Genomic DNA, 19783 nt, shown 5'->3' on the forward strand with positions numbered 1-19783 from the left:
CTCGAACCGGCCGTCACATCCAACCACCGCAGCCGAACACCACGGCCGACCACGGGGGCCGACCACCGGGGCCAGCTGCCGCCCCAACGGCTCCACTTGGACTCGAACCAGGGATGTTCGACAACCACATTCGGCAACCACACAGGGGGAAACAGATGAGGCTTCGGTCCCGGCCAATCCCGCGCCGACGTGCCGCCCGTGCGGGCCTGCTCGCCGCCGCCACGATCACCGTGCTCGGCACGCTCGCCACCCTGAGCCCGCCCGCGGACGCCCTGCCGTCGGCGGACCTGAACGAGCGGTGGTCGCGCCAATGAGCGACCGGGTCCGGCCGTGAAGGCGCCGTCGTGAGGCTGCGGGCTCTGCGCCTGTGCAGGCCCCGCGGCAAGCGGCCCCAGGTCACGGTTTCCGAGCACACCTCCAACACGGTGGCCGACGCCACGGTGCACGGATCGGTGCTCCTGGCACAGAACATCACGGGGAACACGTTCAACTCCCTTGCGCCGCAACCGAGTTTCGCCGACCTGCTGAACGAAGCAGCGGGCCTGCTGGTCCGTTCCCTGCGCACGCAGTGGGCCGAGGAGGAAGGGCGGCGGAAGGTCCACGATCCGTTTCCGCTGCCGGTGCGCTGGCGGGAGGCGCACACGGAGGTAGCGGACCACGAACCCAACGTAGGACGCGCCCGGGCACAGGCCGCGCCGCCGCCGTCCGCCCTGTCCGGTGAACTCGCGGACATCGCGGCCGTTTACCAGGGGGTCCGCTCGCAGCGGATGGTGGTGCTCGGGCGGGCGGGCACGGGCAAGACCGTACTGGCCGTACGTCTGCTGCTGGACCTCCTCGGGCCGCCCGGGCACCTGCCGTCCCGCGTTCCGGTGTTCTTCAGCATCTCCTCGTGGAACCCCACGACCACGCCCCTGCGCCGCTGGATGACGCAGCAACTGGAGCGTGACCACCCGGGTTTGGCCGAGCCGCTCGCCAACGCCCCAAGCCTGGCAGCCGCGTTGGTCGACAACGAGCTGATCCTGCCCGTCCTGGACGGCTTCGACGAGATCGCCGACGGGCTGCACCGTCCTGCGCTGAGGGCACTCAACACCGAAACGCGGATGCCTCTCTTCCTGACCAGCCGCACCGACGAGTACGCGGCCGCCGTCCGCGGTACGGCGGTCCTGTCCGCCGCCGCCGTCGTCGAGCTGGCCGGGCTCGAACTGTCGGACACCGCCGACTACTTGAGGCGCAGCTCCCGCCGGGCACGTGACGGCACGACCGCCTGGGACCCGGTCCTGGAACGGCTGCGCGAAGACCCGCGGCATCCGGCGAGCAGCCACCTGAGCACGGTCCTGCGCACGCCCCTCATGGTCGCTCTCGCCCGCGACGTCTACAGCAACGCGCGGGACCGGACGCCGGCCGATCTCCTGGACGTCGACCGGTTCGGCAGCCCGGAGGCACTGGAGGACCATCTTCTCGACATGTTCGTCCCCGCGCGGTACGCGGACGAGCCCGCACACCGCCGCGAACTCGTCCCGCAGTGGCTGGGGTTCCTTGCCGGGCACCTGCGTCGCTCGCGTACCACGGACCTCGCCTGGTGGCGAATGGGGACCGATGTGAACCGCCGCACCCGCACATGGCTGGTGGGGCTGCTCGGCGGTCTGGGCTTCGGGCTCGTGGACGCCCTGATCGCACTGCCCGTGAACTGGCTCATCTACGGCTACGCCCTCCCGGAGGCGATCGGGCTGTCCTTCCTGGAGGCGCTGTCGTTCGGTGCCGCCTGCGGATCGGGGGTCGCACTCGCCCATCTGTTCTGGGGTGCCGACGCGGCCGCCATGCCTACGCGCGTACGCGTACGGGTGCCGGTGTCGTTCTCCGGCGGCGGGTGGAGCCGACACCGGGCAGCCACCGGGGTCAGGGGCAGGTTCAGGCAATCGGTGTCACGCCTCGGAGCCGGGGTCCTGTACGGCTACGTCTTCTCCTGCCTGGGCTTTGCCGTGTACATCGTCCTCAGCACGCTGGCCCTGGGGGCCTTCGACATGGGTGACTGGGCCGAGACCATGCGGTTCCATTTCAGCACCAGCGCCGTCTACTTGGGCCTCGCCTGCGGGCTCACCCTGGCACTCGTCGCCGCCCTCGAAGTCCCCATCGACATCGACAGCGCGGTCAGCCCTTCCGCGCTCTTGCGCACGAACCGCGAGAGCGTGCTGGCCCGGACACTCGTGTTCGTCCTGGTTCTGGCAGTCCTCGGCGCCGTCTTCTTCGCCGTGTCCATCGACGTATCGGCCCTGGGCCTTCTGGTGTTCGTGGTCATCGGCGGTGCGGGCGGCGGACTGCTGCTCATAGTCGGCATGACCGCCTGGGGACAGTGGATCTGTGTGGTCCGCGTCTGGCTGCCGCTGACCGGTCGCCTGCCGTGGAACGTCAACGCCTTCCTGGAAGACGCCCAACGGCGTGGCGTACTACGGCAGTCGGGCGCCGTGTACCAGTTCCGCCATGCGCGGCTCCAGGACCGGCTGGCCGAGGGATACCGCCCGCATCGCTGACCGACGAGCCCGCGTCGGCTACCGCCGCAGGTCCAGCTCGGCCCGTACCGTTTTGCCGACCGCGTTCCGCTTCAGCACACACCACCGGTCGGCCAGCGTCTCCACCAGGAAGAGGCCACGCCCGCTTTCGGCCAGCGGATCGGGTACGGGTACGTCGCCCGGCGCGGGCGGCCGACGCTCGCTGCGGGTGTCCGAAACCTCTATCCACAGGCTGTGGACAGAGATTCCCAACCGCAGCTCGAAGGACCGCGACGGTACGCGACCGTGCGTGACGGCGTTCGCCGCCAGCTCGGCGACGATCACGGCGGCGGTGTCACACATCTCGCTGCCGAACGGCACGCCCCAGTCGTGCAGTTGGCGCACAGCGGCGCAGCGTGCCGTGCGCGCACCGCGCGGGGTGGAGGGGAAGCGGCGGATGAACTCACGTAGGGCGACAGGTCGTTGGTCTGCGACCGCGCCGGTGGGGGTAGTGCGGTTGGCGCTCATGCGCCCAATCTGACCTGCGGCGATGCAAGTTGGCCAGCAGATCGGCGCGTACGCACGGTTAGCGTACGCACACGAGCGGTGGACAGTAGTGCTAACTGCCGGTGACCATGGCTGCGTCCACAGATTCGTGCGAGTGGCACGAGACGAGCGTGCAGGAGGTGGCCTGGATGGCCAAGGGAACGTGCGGGGACGGCGGCAAGGGTGGGGCGGACGGCCAGGAGGTGAGCAGGGAAAGCAAAGCCGGAGAGCCCGAACCCTCGGAGAGCCTTCGCACCTTCGGCGCCTTCGTACAGGCTCTGCGCGAACACGCCGGTCTGAGTCGCGAGGCATTCGCCGAACTGGTGGGATTTTCGAAACATACAGTGGCGTCGATCGAGCAAGGGCGGCGGATGCCCGACATCGACTTCATTGAGCGGGGAGACGAAGTCCTGGGCGGCACAGGGGCGTTGAAGAAGGCCGCGCCCTTCCTCACCAGGCGGCCCGGGCTGGCCAGTTGGTTCCAGAAGTGGGCACGGTACGAGCTGACGGCCATCAGCCTCTGCACCTACGAGTGCCGACTGATTCCGGGCATGTTGCAGACGCAGGCCTACACGCGGGTGCTATTCGAGAATCGGCTTCCACCATTGAACGATGCCGAGATCGAAGCGCAGTTGGAAGCCCGTCTGGACCGGGCACGACTGCTCACAGACCTGCCCCACACGACCTTCAGTTTCATCCTTGACGAGCATCTGTTCCTGCGGCGCACGGGCGGTGTGGAGGTCACGCGAGGTCTGATTGACCACGTCCTGGAGATGTCGGCCCGGCGCAACATCGAGATTCAGATTTTGCCTCTGGCGTGCGATGTCCACGCTGGACTCAACGGCCCTATCCGGCTTCTGGAAACGCCGAAGCACCAGTGGTTGGGGTACTCCGAAGGACAGGAAAGCGGCCACTTGTTCTCCGACCGGAAGACGATCAGTGTGCTCCAGACCCGGTATGCGAAACTGCGCTCACAAGCACTCACCCCCGAGGACTCCAGGGCCCTGCTGGAGCGACTACGAGGAGCGCTATGAGTACATCCACGTTGATGTGGTTCAAGAGCAGCTACAGCGGTGACTCCGGCGACGACTGCATAGAAGTAGCCCTCTCCTGGCACAAGTCGAGCTACAGCGGAAGCTCCGGCGACGACTGCGTAGAAGTAGCCGAATGCCCCCAAACAATCCACATCCGGGACTCAAAGAACAAGCGCGGCCCGCAGCTTGCGCTTTCGCCCGGCGCGTGGACCAATTTCCTCTCGTACGCCTCCGCGCAGACGGTCTGACGTACGTCCCGTATTGGGTGCTGGTGAGGGAGCTGAGCAGTGGCGGGCGGGGATTCTCGAAGACGGGGTATCGGTAGCGGCCGGGCGGGAGTACGGGTCCGGCGGTTCGGTACCGCCGTCTGCTGCGCCGCCCTCCTGCTCACCGCCTGCGGCCCCTTCGGCGACGACGGCAAGGACGAGAGCGCTCCCGAGAAGCGGGCCGTTCAGGACGCACCGGTCGACCCAGTACCGCTCGGCGACGGCAGCACGGCACAGGACGACTTCAACGGCGACGGCGCCCGCGACCTGATCCTCAACGACCTGGTGAAGGACGACTCGCACGGCGACGACCTCGGTATCGGTGTCGTCTACGGCGTGCCCGTCAAGGGCGAGCCCGGGGGCAAGCGAAGCGCCGGACTCCGGCCGCGTACAAGGCAGTTGCTCAACCCGACGCGCCAAGCCGCCGAGGTGAAGGGGCAGTTGCCCGCCACGTTCGTCGCCGAGGCCGCGTGCGACCTGGACAAGGACGGCTTCACGGACCTGGTGGTGTCCACGGACCCGCCCTACGACGGACAGGGCCAGCCGCCGGTACCACTCCAACTGCTCTTCGGCTCGCCAAAGGGCCTGCCCGGCAAGGCGGTTGTGCTGCGCATCCCGGCGGGTGCCCGCTTCGGCAACGACTGGCCGGACCAGCCGGTGTGCGGCGACTTCGACGGGGACGGCGACCAGGACCTCGTCGTACACGCCACCGAGGGCCGACTCAGCTTCCTCCAGGGGCCGTTCACCCGTGGCGGCGCACCGCGCGAGGCGGGCAAGGCCCTGCGCTCCCCCGGCGCCTTCCCCACCGGACCCGCCCACGACGTCGACGGGGACGGCGACGACGACCTGCTCGTCCGCTCGGGCGGCCGTAACGCCAAGTCGGCCGTGGTGTTCGGCTCGACGACCGGACCGGACGAGACGGGCGTACTGCTCCCGGCCGGAACCGCCGCCGTACTCGGGGAGTTCGGGCGCGCGAAGGGCACCGACGCGGCGATCCTCACGAAGACCGGCGTCGCCCTCCGCTACCAGATCCCGGGCACTTTGCGCGGCACCCTCGACCTGTCCGGCAGCGCCGACGGCGACGCGGGCACCCTCAACTCCCTCGAAGCCGCCGACTTCAACGGCGACGGGTACACCGACCTCGTCCTCGGCAGCGACAGCGACAGCGGGAAGCTGCGGCTGATCCCCGGAACCGCGAACGGCCCGTCCACAAAGGGCATCGTGACCGTGGACGCACAGGGGGACGGCAAGAACTTCGCCGGTACACGCCCTCAGGTGCTGAAGGCCGCCGACTTCGACGGGGACGGGCGGGCGGACCTCGTCGTCCGGCTGGTGAAGGGCAAGGACGACCAGGTGGCCGTATATCCCGGAAGCGAGAAGGGACTTGTGGCCACCGAGCACCCCCTGACGTTCACCACGACGCTGTTCGCGGGAATGGGGCCGGACTCGGAATAGGCGTCGGTACGTACCGGTAAGGGTCACTACGTATCCGTACGACCTGTCCCGTCCCGGCCCCGTTCAGTCGTCCCCGTCGTCCACCCACCGCTCGCGGCAACGGCGGCAGACTCCGCCCCACTGGGGGCGGTCCCAGTCGTGTTCGGTCACGTGGTGGAAGTCCATGAGGTCGCAGCGGCGGCAGAACCGCGCGTAGTCGCACGGCGTCGGCTTCTCGTGCGGGGACGTGTAGCGGGGCCGCTTGTCCGCGGGCAGGTCGGCCACCGGTACGTAGCGATAGAACTCGTGCCGTACGGTCTCGTCCTCGACCCCGCAACGGGTACAGGCCCGCACGGTGCGGCACGGGTGGTCCGTCGGCCTGGCGTCGCCGTAGTCGTGGATCAGGCCGGTCCGCCGGACCCAGCCGCAGTACGGACAGCGCCGCTCGTGGCGGCAGGGGTGGAAGACCTCGGTACCGAGAGGGCGGCCGAAGTCCTGGGCCGTGTACAACTCGGTCTCGTGCAGGGCGAGTCGGCAGCGCAGCCGACGGCGCGCGGTCCCGCCTTTCGCGATGTCCACGTCCAACGCCCCCCACGTTCAACGCTCCTCAAGGATCCCCAAGGTTCCTCAAGGCCCCTCAGATCCTCAACCCCCCAACGGCTCGATCAGTTCCACCGCCCGCAGCACCGCACCCCGCGCCTCCGCGTCCCCGGGATGGCGCCGAAGGGTGTCCACCACCGTGTCGGCCAGCTTGATCGCGTGTTCGTCGCCGTGGGCGGCGGCGCGGGCGAAGAGTTCCTCCGGGGTGGCGGTGCCCACGTCCGGGACCTCGGCCGGGCCCGCCGGACGGTAGGCGGCCGTGACCGCGGCCGAGGCCGACCAGGCCGCCGCCAGACTCGGCACCCACAGGGAGCGCGGCAGTTCGGGCAGTACGCGGGCGACGGCGTTCGGCGCGGTGGCGGCGTGGACGAGCATCACCGGGCTGCCGTGCGCGTGGGTGGCGTAGTACCGGGTGGCCGAGTCCACCAACGCGTCGAGATGAGCGGGCACTTGGTCCAGGGCCGCGTCCGTCCGACTCAACTCACCTGTCCAGTCCGGTAGTTCGGCGAGCTGATCGAGGCGGTGCCGCATGCCCCGGCTCTGGTCCGGGACCGGTGCCACAGCGAGCAGCGCCTGTGCCGCATCGCGCGGGGCGGGCCGCGTGAACAGGTCCGACGGCAGCGGTGCGTAACGGGCCGCCCAGTAACCGAGGCCGTGGGCCAGCTCCCGCAGCAGGGTCTCCTCCGCCGCCACCGTACCGGGCCCGCCTCCGCCCGGCTCCCCGCCCTCCCGCAGGACCCGTACGACATGGCCGACGCGGATGACCGGGTGCGTCGAGCCGCCCGCGATACCGGGCAGCAGCCGGGGCCACCACTCGGCGAGCTCCGCACGCCAGGGCCGCCGGGGATCGCCGACAAGGAGCCGCTCGAAGTACGCGAGCCAGTCGCCGAGCCGCCGCGGGTCGCCCATCGCCTCCCGCCAGGAGTCCTCCGTGATGCGGTCACCCGCGGCGGGCGCGGTCTCCAGCCGGCCCGCGTACCGGTCCAGCCACCGATGGACCTCACCGCCCGCCCCGTATCTGACCATGGCCTCCACGGCCATCGGCCCGTGGTTGGTCAGCCAGTCGTCGAACTCCGGCCCGGTGGCGTGCAGCCTCCCCAGAGCCTCGTCCAGAACTCCCGAAGCATCCCGGTCCGTAGCTCCCGAAACATCCCGGTCCGTAGATATTTCTGCGCTGTTGTTCGCATCCATGGCCGTGACTCTAGGTACCGGACTCGCGACGCGGCAGGGTCGTTCGACGGAGATTCGACGGGGTTCGGCTCCGCCGCTGGTGCTGGGCCGTGCGACGGACCCGGGCGGCCGGGCGTACGACGCACCGTACGAAAGTCGCCCGCCGAGAGCCGTAGGTCCGCCCCGGCCCCCCGTCCCCTCCGGAAACCCCCCGCCGCACCCCCCGGCAGACCCCACCGGGCCCCCTTAGGGGATGTCACAGCTCGGCCGCAAAGGCCTCCGCTTTCCGGCCGTCAGGTCCGGGTGCCGCTCGCATTGGGTACGTTCATTGACGTGGCCGTATTCAGGACCGGGCGGGGCCGGGGGAACCGAAACCCGCAAGCGCGAGGGCAAGAACACCAGCAGCAGCCGTATGGACAGCAGGCACCGCAGCCCGGTGCCGCGCCGTACGGCGGGCAGCCCGTGACGCCGCAGTACGGGGCGCCGCAGCCGCCTTACGGGCAGCGACCGCCGCAGTACGGAGCGCCGCAGGGCGGTGGCTACGGGCAGCAGTGGCCGGACGCGGCCGGGCAGCACGGCGAGCCGGAGTACTTCGGCCCGGACCATCCGCAGGCGCACGACCCGTACGCCGCGAACCACCCGGGCCACACACAGGCCTTCAGCATCGGCGAGGAGCCGTACCGGGACGGGTATCAGAACGGATACCAGGACGGGTCCTACGAGCAGGGCGGCACCTACCGGGCCGGGCAGGCGGCGGCGCCGCTCGGGCCCCGGCTGCACTGGAAGGAGCTCCTCTCGGGCATCGTGCTGCGCCCGTCGAGCACCTTCCTGGCGATGCGCGACTACACGATGTGGATCCCGGCGCTCACCGTCACCTTCCTGTACGGGCTGCTCGCGCTGTTCGGCTTCGACGGCGCGCGTGACGAGGTGCTCAACTCGACGATCTCCTCGGCGGTACCGGCGGTGATCGCCACCGGTGTCGCCTTCGTGATCGGCCTCACGATGCTCGGCGTCGTCACGCACACCCTCGCCCGGCAGTTCGGGGGCGACGGCGCCTGGCAGCCGACGGTGGCCCTGTCGATGCTGATCAGCGCGCTCACCGACGCGCCCCGGCTGCTCGTGGCCATGTTCCTCGGCGGCGACGCCAGCTTCGTACAGCTCCTCGGCTGGGCGACCTGGCTCGGGGCGGGCGCGCTGCTGACCCTGATGGTGAGCAAGTCGCACGACCTGCCCTGGCCGAAGGCGCTGGGCGCCTCCGCGATCCAGCTCATCGCCCTGCTCTCGCTGATCAAGCTCGGGACTTTCTGAGCGAGCGGGTACAGGCGACGGCGCCAACTCCCGTAAGCCACAAGCCAAGAGCCAATAGCCAATAGCCAAGGCCCAGAGCCGAGAGCTGAGAGCCGAGAGCCACAACGAGGTTCCCGAGTCCCACCGGACTCGGGAACCTCGTTCGTTTTCCGGTGGTTTGTCCCGCCGTATCGTCAACGCACCCTTGACCGGGGCCGGTTGTGCGCGAACCATGAGCGCCAGCGTCCGGCCCGCACAGCGGACGCCAACCCCCCACCTGTCGCACTTCAATCCAGGAGATGAGCATGCGACTGAAGCAACTGCGCGGCCGACGGACCACCGCCGTAGCCGCGCTCCTCACCATGGCCCTGGCGGTGCCGATCGCCGCCCAGGCCGATGAGGACTCCCCCCACAACGGCGAGGCCAAGGCGAGTGCCGAGGTGCCGCGCCAGTACGAGGTCAAGGGCGCGGACACGGCGGCCGAGCGGACGAAGCTCGCCCGTACCGGTGTCTCCGTCGACGCCGCACGCAAGGGCTCCGTGGTCATCACCGCGGACTCTGCGCAGCTCAAGAAGGTCCACGCGCTCGGCTACGCGACCAAGGACCTCGGCGGCCCGCCGCTCCGCAACAGCAAGGGCGTCAAGGTGAAGCCCGGCGTCGCCGACTTCCCCTCGGACGACTCCGGCTACCACAACTACGACGAGATGACTAAGGCGATCGACGACGCCGTCGCCAAGCACTCGGACATCATCAGCAAGCAGGTCATCGGCAAGTCCCACGAGGGCAAGGACATCGTCGCGGTCAAGATCAGCGACAACGTCAAGGACGACGAGGCCGAGCCGGAGGTGCTGTTCACGCACCACCAGCACGCGCGCGAGCACCTCACCGTCGAGATGGCGCTGTACCTGATCAAGGAGTTCGGCGACAAGTACGGCAGCGACGACGCGATCAAGAAGGCCGTCGACGGCCGCGAGATATGGATCGTGCCGGACATCAACCCGGACGGCGGCGAGTACGACCTCACCGACGGTGAGTACCAGATGTGGCGCAAGAACCGGCAGCCCAACGAGGGTTCGCAGGAGATCGGCACCGACCCCAACCGCAACTGGGACTTCAAGTGGGGCTGCTGCGACGGCTCCAGCACCGACCCGGGCGCCGAGGACTACCGGGGCACCGCCCCCTCCTCCGCCCCCGAGGTGAAGGTCGTCACGGACTTCGTCAACAGCCGTGTCGTGGACGGCAAGCAGCAGATCAAGGCCGCCATCGACTTCCACACCTACGGCGAACTGGTCATGTGGCCCTGGGGCTGGACCTCGGACGAGGTCACCGACGGGATGACCCAGGACGACATCGACACCTTCAAGGCCGTGGGCAAGGACATGGCCGGCAGCAACAACTACACCCCGCAGCAGTCGAGCGCCCTCTACGTCACGGACGGCGCGATCGACGACTACCTGTGGGGCGCCCAGAAGGTCTTCGCGTACACCTTCGAGATGTACCCGGGTGACAGCGGCTCGGACGGCTTCTACCCGCCCGACGAGGTCATCGAGAAGGAGACCTCCCGCAACCGCGAGGCCGTCCTGAAGCTCATCGACAACGCCGACTGCATGTACAAGGCGATCGGCAAGGAAGAGCAGTACTGCAAGTAGCAAGTAGGGCTGCGGCGCTGCGAGTAGAGCACCGCGGTCCCTGCGAGCAGAGCGCGGTCCATTACGAACGGGACCGCGCGGACTGTACTGATCTGAACTGAACTGAACTGAACTGTGCGGAGACGAAAGCGCCCCGGCGAGGTGGTGATCACCTTGCCGGGGCGTTCGGTCTGCGTACATGGCATTCATGTCTGCGTACATACGGTCAACCTGGTCAATCCCGTCAATCCGAGTCCATGCGGTGAACTCACGATCCATATGGATGCATACGGATCAACCCATGGCCGATGGAGACAGCGAAGGTCAGTCGAATACGGGAGTGCCGTCCGCCTCGTACGGCAGCGTGGAGATCGCCTCGGCGTAACCCCGCTCAAGTGCCTGCCGTTGACGTGCCGTCTCCGGGCTCGCGGGGCGTGCGGCCAGTCGTGCCATGTGTTCTTCGTGCGCTTCGGTGACTTCGTCGGCGGTCGCCTGCCAGCGGTCGTCGTCCGGCAGGCGGGCGAGCTCCACGCAGCTCGGCTGCATGCCCTCGGCCAGGGCTGCCGCAGCACGGTCGTGGCCGTCGAGAAGCAGCCACCCGTCCAAAAATGACACCCACCACAGCAGGACGGGGGCGAGGCTGCCCTCGCGTGCCTGCTTTCGGTAGGCCTTCACACGTGGAGCGTCGGGCGCGGGAAACGGACGCAGCGGCAGAACCCCCTGCCAGCCGCCGCCACAGAGCAGTTCGAGGGAGGCGTCCGGCCAGTCCCGGACGAGGTCGTCACTCCAGATGTACGGAGCGAAGGCGGCGGGTGAACGCAGCCGCCAGCGCCCGCGGTACAGCGGCCCGTGCCCCGTCTCGTCCAACCGCAGCGCGTAGTGGTGCGGCCAGTCGGTTCCGGCCCGGGACGCCGCGGAGAACAGCGGCGGCAGCGGGGAGCAAGCGCCGGACAGGCGGCGCAGCCGGAGATCGTGGCAGCAGCCCTCCCCCTCCAACCGCGCCTGAATCAGGGGTAGTTCCCCTTGAAGCAGCACCCACTGCCGGTCCGTGACCCGCTTGAAGTGCAGTGGGGGAGGTCCCGGTCGACCGTCCGGTACGACCAGGACGACACCGCCTCCGGGCAGAGGCTCCCTTGTCGCCCTGCCCCTGGGCAGGGGGTCGTGCAGGGGGTGGCGCTCACTCATGAGAGCCACCCTTCCCTACCGCCGCCCGAACCGTACGGGGAGGGCCCGCCCCCAGGGGAAGGGGAGGGGCGGGCCGTGGCACCTGCGGCGGACAGCCGACGGGTTCCCGTCGCGAAGTAACAGCTGTTACTTCGAGCTGCCGGTCACCGGGTAGTGGTCGGACAGGTTGCTGTAGCTGTACTTCGTGCCCCAGCTGGAGACCTCCCAAGGAGCGGACTGCTCCTTGATCACGTCGTTGTTCCAGCCCGAGGGCTTGGCGTTGCCCTTGCGGAACAGCAGGTAGTCCAGGTCCTCGCGCGGGTCGTCCGGGTAGCGCTCCTTGGCGATCGAGTTGTCCTGGGTGTCGAAGGAGTACGGGTGCCCGGTGCGCGAGTCCGGCGCGGCGACGTCCAGGTCGGACAGCATCGAGGCGTACTCGTCGGTGCGCGAGTCGACGTTCATGTCGCCCGCCAGCAGGACCTGCTCACCGGCCGGGATCTGCTTGGCGTCCAGGAAGGCGTCGATCTCCTTGAACTGGCTGCTGCGCATCTTGGCCGCCTCGCCCGCGCCGCAGCCCGGGTCGGTGGACTGCGCGTGGGTGCCGAGGACGTGCACCTTGCTGCCGTTCACATCGAGGACGACGTACGCGAAGCCCTTGTTGGAGAACCAGTCCGCGCCGCAGGCGTCCTTGAAGACGTACTGCTCCTTACGCACGATCGGCCACTTGCTCAGCACGGTGACGCCACCGTCCTCGGGCGTCATCGCGTTGTACGCGCCGCCGGTCGCGTCCCAGCCGTCCTTGCTGCGCCCGATCACCGGGGTCTGGTGCGGGTAACGGTCGGCGGAGTTCTTCTTCAGCGCGTCCGAGGAGGAGTTGTCGAAGGCCTCCTGGATCACGACCACGTCGTGACCGGAGTAGAACGGCGTCTTGGGGATCTCGGCTGCCCGGTGGTCCTGGCCCCAGTTCGGGTACAGGTTCTTGCTGAACAGAAAGACGTTGTACGTCAGGGCACTGATCCGCGGCGCCCCGGCGGAGGCGGCGGGCGCGGCCGGGGCCGGGGCGGCGGTGGCACTGCCACCGGCGGCGAGCGCGGTCACGCCGACTGCGGCGCCGGAGGCGAGCGTCAGGGCGAGAGCGGTGGCCCGGAGCTTGCGACTCTGGGGACGGGGACGCGGCACTGGTTCTCCCAGGTACGTGGGGGTTAAGAGCAGCGCACATGAAAGCAAAGGCGAACCTTGTTCAGGTAGTCACTGAGCTACAAAAATGTGGCCGGATTCCGAACCGGAAGCGCCGGAGGTCGGGCACCTCGACCTCGGACGGGGGCGAGGCCGGAGGATTTCGAGGGTAGTTGCGGCTACACGAGCGGGTTTGTGCGCATATGGGGGAACTGAGCTGCGCGGAGGGGGAATCCGCGGATTGACCGGAAGAGAGGCGTGGGGGGTTGGACGTGCGCCTCGGAGCGGTCAGGAATACGGGCGGGGACGTGCGCGGCGGGTTACTGGCGGAGGCGGAACTGATGCCGGAAGTACCAGGACTAGCAGAACTAGCAGGGCTAGCAGGGCTAGCAGGGACTACCGCACCGCGACGCTGTCGTTCAGCGGTGCTCGGCCCGTGGCCTGGTCAGCGGCTCGGCGTTCCGCCTCGACGAAGAAGGCGCGGCGGGCACCCTCGGCCGAGCGCGGCTGGACGGGACCGCTCCACCGGCCGTACGAGGCGGTCGGGTCCCCGGGCTGGACGACCCGCGCGGTGAACCCGTACGACGCCAGGAACTCCTCGGGACGGTCCGTGCCGAACAGCCACGGGCAGCCCCAGCGGTTGAAGACGTCGAGTTGTCCGGACAGGGCGTCGACGCTGGCGAGGTCGAGCCCCACCGTACTGCCCGGGGTGGTGAAGTCCCTTACCTGAGCGAGCACTTGACGTACCGCGGACTCGGGAAGGTAGTAGAGCAGCCCCTCCATCAGCCAGGCCGAGGGCAGCTCCGGGTCGTATCCGGCCGCGAGCAGCCGCTTGCCCCAGTCCGGGTCCGCGAGGTCGGCCCGGACCGTACGGTGATCGGCGCGCGGCGGCACATCGGCGAGACGGTCCTCCTTGTACGCGATGACAGGCGCCCGGTCGAGTTCGAAGTAGCGCAGCCCTTCGGGCCAGTCGAGCCGGTAGGCACGGCAGTCCATGCCGGAGGCGAGCGAGACCACCTGGGGCACCTCGCGCGCGGCCGCCTGCAGCCAGTCGTCGAAGTACCGGGTACGGATGGCGATGACATCGCCGACACTCAGCAACCTGAGCTGCTGCTCCGTGACCTGCACTCCGTCGAGCATCTCCGCGAGAAGCCCCACCCCCGCCTCACCGCTGAGCGACTCCGCGTACGGATCCGTGTGAATCCGGTCCGCACGCCGGTGCTCGACGGCCCGAATCGCCGCTGTGAGCAACGAAGTTCGCCCCACTGCGTCGATGTCGGTTTCCCGATGGACGTCCCGACCGGTGTCCCGGCTGACTCCCCGGTTGGCATCTCGGCCGGCGTCGCGCTCGGCATCCCCTTCTGTTTCTGTGTCCGGGCGGGGGTGCGCTCCCGGCTCCCGCTCCGTCCCCGGCGCGGCCTCCGGCCGGGTCACCTCATCCGTCACGATCGACTCACGTCGCTGGCTCATCTCGCCCAACTCCCCATAGGTCACGGGCTCGCGCCTCGATGGCAGAAGGGCATGAAGATAGCGACTGAAACGGAATGGCGGGTGTCCGGAAAGACATGCCGCGCCGCAGTTGCACTCGGCCGGGTCGGAGGGCGCGGCCGGTGAACCGCGGGGCTGCGCGGGGCTACTTCGCGTCGTCGGCGACCGGGTCCGGGCGCGCCATTCGGGAGCGAATACGGAACCAGATCTCGGTGTTCGGTGTCCTGACGTACGCCCCGGCAGGGGAAGTTGGAGCGCGTCCTACTGATCCCGGGTGCTAGACCTGAGTCCGGTGGAAGTTGAGGAACGAGCGGGAGGCGGTCGGGCCGCGCTGACCCTGGTAGCGGGAGCCGTAACGCTCGGATCCGTAGGGGTGCTCGGCGGGCGAGCTCAGCCGGAACATGCACAGCTGCCCGATCTTCATGCCCGGCCACAGCTTGATCGGCAGCGTGGCGAGGTTGGACAGCTCAAGCGTGACGTGCCCGGAGAACCCCGGGTCGATGAACCCGGCGGTGGAGTGCGTCACCAGACCGAGCCGCCCGAGCGAACTCTTGCCCTCCAGCCGCGAGGCGAGGTCGTCCGGCAGCGTGATGACCTCGTACGTCGAAGCCAGCACGAACTCACCGGGATGCAGGATGAACGGCTCGTCGCCCTCCGGCTCCACGAGCCGCGTCAGGTCGGCCTGCTCGATGGCGGGGTCGATGTGCGGGTAGCGGTGATTCTCGAACACCCGGAAGTAGCGGTCGAGCCGCACGTCGATGCTCGACGGCTGCACCATCACATCGTCGTACGGATCGATACGCACCCGTCCCGCGTCGATCTCGGCCCGGATGTCCTTGTCTGAGAGAAGCACGCCCCGAGGATACGCAGAGCCCGGCGCCCACTCACAACGCGGCACCGGTGAGGTGCGGGCGCGGTCCAGGTGAGGTCCGTGTGAGGGGCGCCGGGCGGATCGGGCGGATCGCGCCCGAGGTCAGCGTGCGACAAGGCCCGAGGTCAGCGTGCGACAAGGGCGGACAGGCCCTATGGGCGCGTCAGCGCCGGCGGCCACCCACCGGCACGGCCTGCCGCAGCCGCGCACACTGAGGGCACCGAATGAGCCGACCAGGCCCGAGCCGCCCCGCCTGCTGCATCGGAAACGAAGTGGTGCTGAACACGTGCCCCTCGGCACAACGGACGACGGTGCGCTCGGTCAAGTCCCTGGTTTCCCTTCCCCACGAACGTTGATCAACCTGAACATCACGAATCAACGCGAACGACATCGAGTCAACATGAACATCATCGATGCCGCGAATGCCTTGAACGCCACAACCAGCACGGCCAGTTCAGGTTCTTTCGGACTTCCGGACTGCTCTTCCTGATCGCTCGATCCCTACCGAGCGAGCGGCACGGGCAACCAGGGCAAGGCGGACAAACCACCCGAACGTACCGAAGAACCGCATAGATACGCCGAGTTCACCCGGCCGACCCCGACCCGAACCAACTTCAGGAAAGCCACATTACGAGATGAACGGGACACCACTCCAGGCGGCTCACCGCCCCTACGGGGGTCACCCCCGGACACCCATCCGAACCTCTGCACACCGCCCGCCGGGCACCCACCCCCGACACCGTACGCCCCAACTCCCGCTCCCTGCAGCCGCCTCCACCCGGACCGCCCGGAACAAGCGAAGGGCCCCGCGGCGCGAACGCCGGGGGCCCGAGATGGGGTACAGTGGGCGACGGCTCTTCACTCGATCTTCGAGCACCGTTCGCACCATTCAACGGGGCGGAAATCGAGTAACGAGGCTGCTATGCGGGTGTAGTTTAATGGTAGAACATCAGCTTCCCAAGCTGAGAGCGCGAGTTCGATTCTCGTCACCCGCTCCATGTTGAAGCTCCAGGTCAGCGACCTGGGGCTTGTTTGTTATCGAGGCCAATTTGAGGGTGGCGCCCCCCACGTGCCCTATGTGGCGCACAGGTAGCAGCCTCGAGCGCGTCCGGGCGCCACTCCACTCCCTCCGGCATCGAATCGTCTCGAATATTGAGACGCAATCCATGTGAGCCGGTCACCATTGGCAGCGCAGCAGGTGAAGTCGCCATCGCAAAGGGGCTGTTACTCCCCGGCCGTAGCTATGCAGTATCAGGGCGATCGCTGCTCGGTTCACGCTCCGGCGCCAAGCCCGGTGCCTTATCTCCGTGACCATGCCGGAGATAAAGAGCCTCGTCAGGGTGCCGCAGCAACCTCGCGCGCCGCCAGGCCACGTCGAAGCTCACGCCCTCTCGGCTATTCCGCATGATCCACAGCGCGCGCCAGCTGGTCAGCGGGGACAACAAGCAGCGGAGGAGGGTGAGCCCGGCTTCGTTTCCACGCTTCACGCCGACCTCCCCGGTGAGGCTTCGCAAAGCGTGGCAGGGAGCTGCTCTGCCAGCTCCTTCTCCCCGTACTCCTCAAACATCCCACGGACCGTGTGCAGGAGATCACTTCGGTCCTCCGCAGTGAGGTTGGCGAGGAAGGCGTGCACGAGTTGGGCGACCACCACCCATTGCGCCTGCGGATGCCACTGCTGGACGTCTCGCACGATCTCGTCGACGTCGATGCCCGGCGGCAGAGCGCCATGCTGCGCGTTCTGCTCCAGCATCAGATAGAGCCGGGCCGTCGCCGGCGTGCGCAGGACCTCGTCCTGCATGAATCTAATCCGGGCCGCGGTCTGCTGCCGTGCGAGGTCTTCGAGAGCGGCTTCGCGACGCAGCTGAGCCATGCGCTCAGCGCTGGAGAGAGTGTGGTCGTCGACGTGAAGCGAGACCTGAGCCCATAGGATCTCGATGCCCTCTGTCTGCCATCGCGTTCGGCGTCGCAGCTCGTAGTTGATGTCCTGCTCCGTGGCCTCCGCCCGCAGAACGCTGCGTTGTTTGGCTATGTCCTGGGCCAGCAGTCTTACCTGCCGTCCGGCATCGCCGCAGTCAGTCGTGGTGCTCGGCCTGTCGGCAGGTCGGCACCATTCGACTCGCATGGTGGCGGTGAAGGTCAGCTCGTCGTCGCTGCTGTCCAGGGAGTCCCGGTACTCGCTGACCCATGTCGGCCGTTCGGCTCTCCGGCCGTTGGCGTCGCCTCGGCGCATGAGGGGGCTCACACTCCGTCCGACCGACTGGCTGCTCGCGGGTGGTATCTGGCGACGGAGCGACTTCGGTCGTGGTCCAGAAGATCCAGCAGTTCGTGCCTCAGCCGTACCCGGTCCGCATCGACGTTCGGGGCAGGCGCAGGTTCCCAGGCATATAAGAGATCACGCAGCTGATAGCGCAGCCGGCGCCCCAGTGCTGAGTCTGCCGCGCTGACGGCTCCACGGAGCACTCCGAAGATCAGGGGCCGAAGGCTGGGGTTGCCGTGAGCCGCGTCCATCCAGAGGTTTACGGCCTCTGTGGGTTCCTCCTCATCAGCTTCAATCGTCAGAAGCGCGCCCCAACAGACGGACAGGTCGTCAAGCGAAGGCTGGAAACCGCCCTCCTCGTTGTCGCTCAGGAGCAATGAGGGCACCTTGTCGTCGGGCTCATAGCCCTGCGAGACCAGCGTTGCGAGGGCAGCGAACGAGCGGCGGCCGGACGCTCTGCGATCGGAGTCGGGCGCGCACCACTTGGTGATCGAGGTGAACAGGCTCTTGCGGGCCGAGGGTTCGGACCAGATCGTGCGTACGGCTGCGCCGACCGACTCCTGCACTCCGAAGTCCGTGGACCCCGCGGCGTATCCCAGGCGCAGCAGCGCCTTGGCTGTGTTTCGGCGTCCGAACTCGCGTGCGCACACATCTACGGTCAGCTTCTGCAGTTCTGGGGTGCTGCCTGCCTTGGACCAGCGCAGAAGGAGCTCGTGAACGAAGCGCCCCATTGTTGGGTGAAGGGCGGCGGCAGAGACCAGGTCAGTAGCCGCCGACCAGAGGTTCTTGTCCTTCTGCCAGGCCGAGATGATCTGTTCGAGGGGATCCGCCTTCCGGTGGTGAGTGGCCCACCGCACGGCGAAGGCCCCCACTCGGTTCGCCAGCAGCAACCGCTCCTCGGGAGTGAACGTTTCCAGGAAGTCCGTTGTTTTGGTCGTGGGCGCGTCGGCCATCCAGGACAGGAAGGTCTTGCGCGCCGGGGGACGGTCGATCCAGAAGTAGCTGAGGACAGCGTCGTCCCATCCGGGGCGGGCAAAGTCGATGGTGTCGTTTGTCGGATCAAGCTCAGCTTCGATCTCTGACACCATCTCGACAACGCCGGGCTCTTCCTGCCCCCGCAACGAAACGGGCTTCCCGAAGAGGCGGCACAAGGCTGCGGTCTGTGCGTACACGTGGGCAACGGTCGCGTTGCGGAGCAGTGCGGCGACGAGCAGGAAGTTCCGCTGGAAGCTGGTCCGCCCCTTTCTGCTATGCCACTCCAGTAGCTCCGTCCGCCACGCGGTGCGTGCTTGGACGACGCTCAGGACCTTCGCATGGAAACCGTCGGGGTCGGAATCCGAGACGGCGACCAGCGACTTGGAGCCTTCGGCCTTGAGAATATGGCCGACTGTCTCCAGTACGTCGGACGGTGACTGCCCTTCCAGCAACTTCACGATGCGCTCATCAGCAAGCCACCGTGATGCGTCAAGGTCTGGCGGTGCCTCGGCCCTGAGCCACGTCTCGGCGACCGCACGGCCGTCCGGTCGCTTCAACGGCGGTACCACGCCGGCGGGCGCGTCACCGCCGATCCGCTGCCATTGCTCCGGTGTCGTCAGCACGATCAGCCGCGACGACCGGCTAAGAAGGGTCCTTTGGACTTCGAACAGAGACGCGCCGAAGTCGCCGCCGACCTCGAAGGTGTCCTCATCCGAGGGCAGCTCCAGCAAGTAGCCGGCGTTCTCGTCCCTCGGCAAGCGGTGCAAAGGGAATCGTTCAGAGCTGCCAAAGCTCAGAGGCCCTACCTTGGCCCCGGTACGGAGCTGCAGGTCAGCCAGGAGAGCGTGAGCCGTGAACGTCCTCCCTGTTCCGGGCTCGCGTAGGAGGACAAGCACCGCACCAGGGTTTTCGAGCGCCTTAGACGCTTCCTCGTAGCCATCAGGAGGGGCAAACACTGCGCGGACCGTTTCGAGGTACCGCTTGGGCAGTTCCGAGTGTTCGAGTAGCTGCCCCAAGATCGCGGTCAGTTTGACAGCATTCATCTCGCCGAAGTTAAAGAGCGCTTCCTGGCGCAGTTCGGCGACGGCTGCACGCAGGACGCCGCGCATGCGCTGGATGGCAGGGTCGTCTTCTGCAACCTTCGCCTCCCGCGAAGGAACAACATCGCTGCCAGAGTCGCCATGTGCGGTCTGCGCATCGACGGTGCTCTCGCGCCCATCATGGGCCCCCGGCAGTTCCCTTTCCGGTTGATCAGCAGGGTCGCGCCCTTCCCTCCCTCTTTCGACCACGTCGCCCTGCGGAGGCCAGCCTTCATCGTGACGCGGCTGGTCCGGCCAGTCAGAGCTGGAGTGATCGCCAGGCATGACGGAATCCATGTTCGTCCCCCTTGCGAGTCGCGGA

General features: G+C 68.0%; 17 protein-coding genes and 1 tRNA gene. 8 read left to right on the forward strand and 10 right to left on the reverse strand.

Going from position 1 to position 19783, the window contains the following annotated elements; translation table 11 throughout:
* Positions 1 to 155: 155 nt before the first annotated feature.
* Both HUT18_RS15015 and HUT18_RS15020 read left to right on the forward strand, forming a co-directional pair.
* Positions 156 to 314, forward strand: a complete 159-nt coding sequence (locus HUT18_RS15015) for a hypothetical protein (RefSeq protein WP_176101165.1) — start codon at positions 156 to 158, stop codon at positions 312 to 314.
* 30 nt (positions 315 to 344) lie between these two features.
* Positions 345 to 2528, forward strand: a complete 2184-nt coding sequence (locus HUT18_RS15020; RefSeq protein ID WP_254878609.1) for an NACHT domain-containing protein — start codon at positions 345 to 347, stop codon at positions 2526 to 2528.
* An 18-nt stretch (positions 2529 to 2546) separates the two neighbouring features.
* Here the strand turns inward: HUT18_RS15020 and HUT18_RS15025 are convergent, their stop codons facing one another.
* Complete coding sequence (locus HUT18_RS15025) at positions 2547 to 3014, reverse strand: ATP-binding protein (RefSeq protein WP_176101166.1); 468 nt, start codon at positions 3012 to 3014, stop codon at positions 2547 to 2549.
* A gap of 167 nt (positions 3015 to 3181) precedes the next feature.
* Here HUT18_RS15025 and HUT18_RS15030 point away from each other — a divergent pair, with 167 nt between their 5' ends.
* From HUT18_RS15030 to HUT18_RS15040, 3 genes are read left to right on the forward strand one after another with little or no spacing between them, the layout of a single operon-like run.
* Positions 3182 to 4066: a helix-turn-helix transcriptional regulator gene (locus HUT18_RS15030; RefSeq protein WP_176101167.1), complete on the forward strand. Its 885-nt coding sequence runs from the start codon at positions 3182 to 3184 to the stop codon at positions 4064 to 4066.
* Positions 4063 to 4314: a DUF397 domain-containing protein gene (locus HUT18_RS15035; protein WP_176101168.1), complete on the forward strand. Its 252-nt coding sequence runs from the start codon at positions 4063 to 4065 to the stop codon at positions 4312 to 4314. The genes HUT18_RS15030 and HUT18_RS15035 overlap by 4 nt, the downstream gene beginning before the upstream one ends.
* Positions 4315 to 4353: 39 nt before the next feature.
* Entirely contained in the window at positions 4354 to 5787 is a 1434-nt protein-coding gene (locus HUT18_RS15040) for a VCBS repeat-containing protein (RefSeq protein WP_254878610.1), read from the forward strand.
* Positions 5788 to 5850: 63 nt separating this feature from the next.
* Here the strand turns inward: HUT18_RS15040 and HUT18_RS15045 are convergent, their stop codons facing one another.
* Both HUT18_RS15045 and HUT18_RS15050 read right to left on the reverse strand, forming a co-directional pair.
* Positions 5851 to 6345, reverse strand: a complete 495-nt coding sequence (locus HUT18_RS15045; RefSeq protein ID WP_176101169.1) for a hypothetical protein — start codon at positions 6343 to 6345, stop codon at positions 5851 to 5853.
* 66 nt (positions 6346 to 6411) lie between these two features.
* A complete protein-coding gene (locus tag HUT18_RS15050) occupies positions 6412 to 7557 on the reverse strand; it encodes a questin oxidase family protein (protein ID WP_176101170.1) in 1146 nt (381 codons plus the stop codon).
* A gap of 441 nt (positions 7558 to 7998) precedes the next feature.
* Between HUT18_RS15050 and HUT18_RS15055 the strand changes: the two genes are divergently transcribed.
* Both HUT18_RS15055 and HUT18_RS15060 read left to right on the forward strand, forming a co-directional pair.
* On the forward strand, positions 7999 to 8844 hold the full coding sequence (locus HUT18_RS15055; RefSeq protein ID WP_368661528.1) for a Yip1 family protein: 846 nt from the start codon (positions 7999 to 8001) through the stop codon (positions 8842 to 8844).
* A gap of 284 nt (positions 8845 to 9128) precedes the next feature.
* Positions 9129 to 10472, forward strand: coding sequence for a M14 family metallopeptidase (locus HUT18_RS15060; RefSeq protein WP_176104546.1), 1344 nt, complete (start codon positions 9129 to 9131; stop codon positions 10470 to 10472).
* Positions 10473 to 10775: 303 nt separating this feature from the next.
* On the opposite strand, the gene HUT18_RS15065 is transcribed toward HUT18_RS15060, so the two are convergent.
* From HUT18_RS15065 to HUT18_RS33775, 5 genes are all read right to left on the reverse strand, one after another.
* A complete protein-coding gene (locus tag HUT18_RS15065; protein WP_254878611.1) occupies positions 10776 to 11636 on the reverse strand; it encodes a hypothetical protein in 861 nt (286 codons plus the stop codon).
* A gap of 126 nt (positions 11637 to 11762) precedes the next feature.
* A complete protein-coding gene (gene sph, locus HUT18_RS15070; protein WP_176104548.1) occupies positions 11763 to 12743 on the reverse strand; it encodes a sphingomyelin phosphodiesterase in 981 nt (326 codons plus the stop codon).
* A gap of 444 nt (positions 12744 to 13187) precedes the next feature.
* Positions 13188 to 14261: an SAM-dependent methyltransferase gene (locus tag HUT18_RS15075; RefSeq protein WP_176101172.1), complete on the reverse strand. Its 1074-nt coding sequence runs from the start codon at positions 14259 to 14261 to the stop codon at positions 13188 to 13190.
* Between the two features lie 295 nt (positions 14262 to 14556).
* Complete coding sequence (gene dcd / locus HUT18_RS15080) at positions 14557 to 15132, reverse strand: dCTP deaminase (protein WP_176101173.1); 576 nt, start codon at positions 15130 to 15132, stop codon at positions 14557 to 14559.
* 181 nt (positions 15133 to 15313) lie between these two features.
* Positions 15314 to 15541, reverse strand: coding sequence for a hypothetical protein (locus tag HUT18_RS33775; RefSeq protein WP_254878612.1), 228 nt, complete (start codon positions 15539 to 15541; stop codon positions 15314 to 15316).
* A 533-nt stretch (positions 15542 to 16074) separates the two neighbouring features.
* Between HUT18_RS33775 and HUT18_RS15085 the strand changes: the two genes are divergently transcribed.
* Positions 16075 to 16148 (forward strand) — tRNA-Gly (locus HUT18_RS15085).
* Positions 16149 to 16633: 485 nt separating this feature from the next.
* Here the strand turns inward: HUT18_RS15085 and HUT18_RS15090 are convergent.
* Together HUT18_RS15090 and HUT18_RS15095 are read right to left on the reverse strand one after the other, a co-directional pair.
* Positions 16634 to 17380 carry a hypothetical protein gene (locus HUT18_RS15090; RefSeq protein WP_176101174.1) on the reverse strand — a complete coding sequence of 249 codons (747 nt, stop codon included), beginning with the start codon at positions 17378 to 17380 and terminating at the stop codon, positions 16634 to 16636.
* 8 nt (positions 17381 to 17388) lie between these two features.
* Positions 17389 to 19758 (reverse strand): hypothetical protein, encoded by a 2370-nt coding sequence (locus HUT18_RS15095; protein ID WP_176101175.1) that lies wholly within the window; start codon positions 19756 to 19758, stop codon positions 17389 to 17391.
* Positions 19759 to 19783: the final 25 nt, after the last annotated feature.

Source organism: Streptomyces sp. NA04227, assembly GCF_013364195.1.
Classification (GTDB): Bacteria; Actinomycetota; Actinomycetes; order Streptomycetales; family Streptomycetaceae; genus Streptomyces.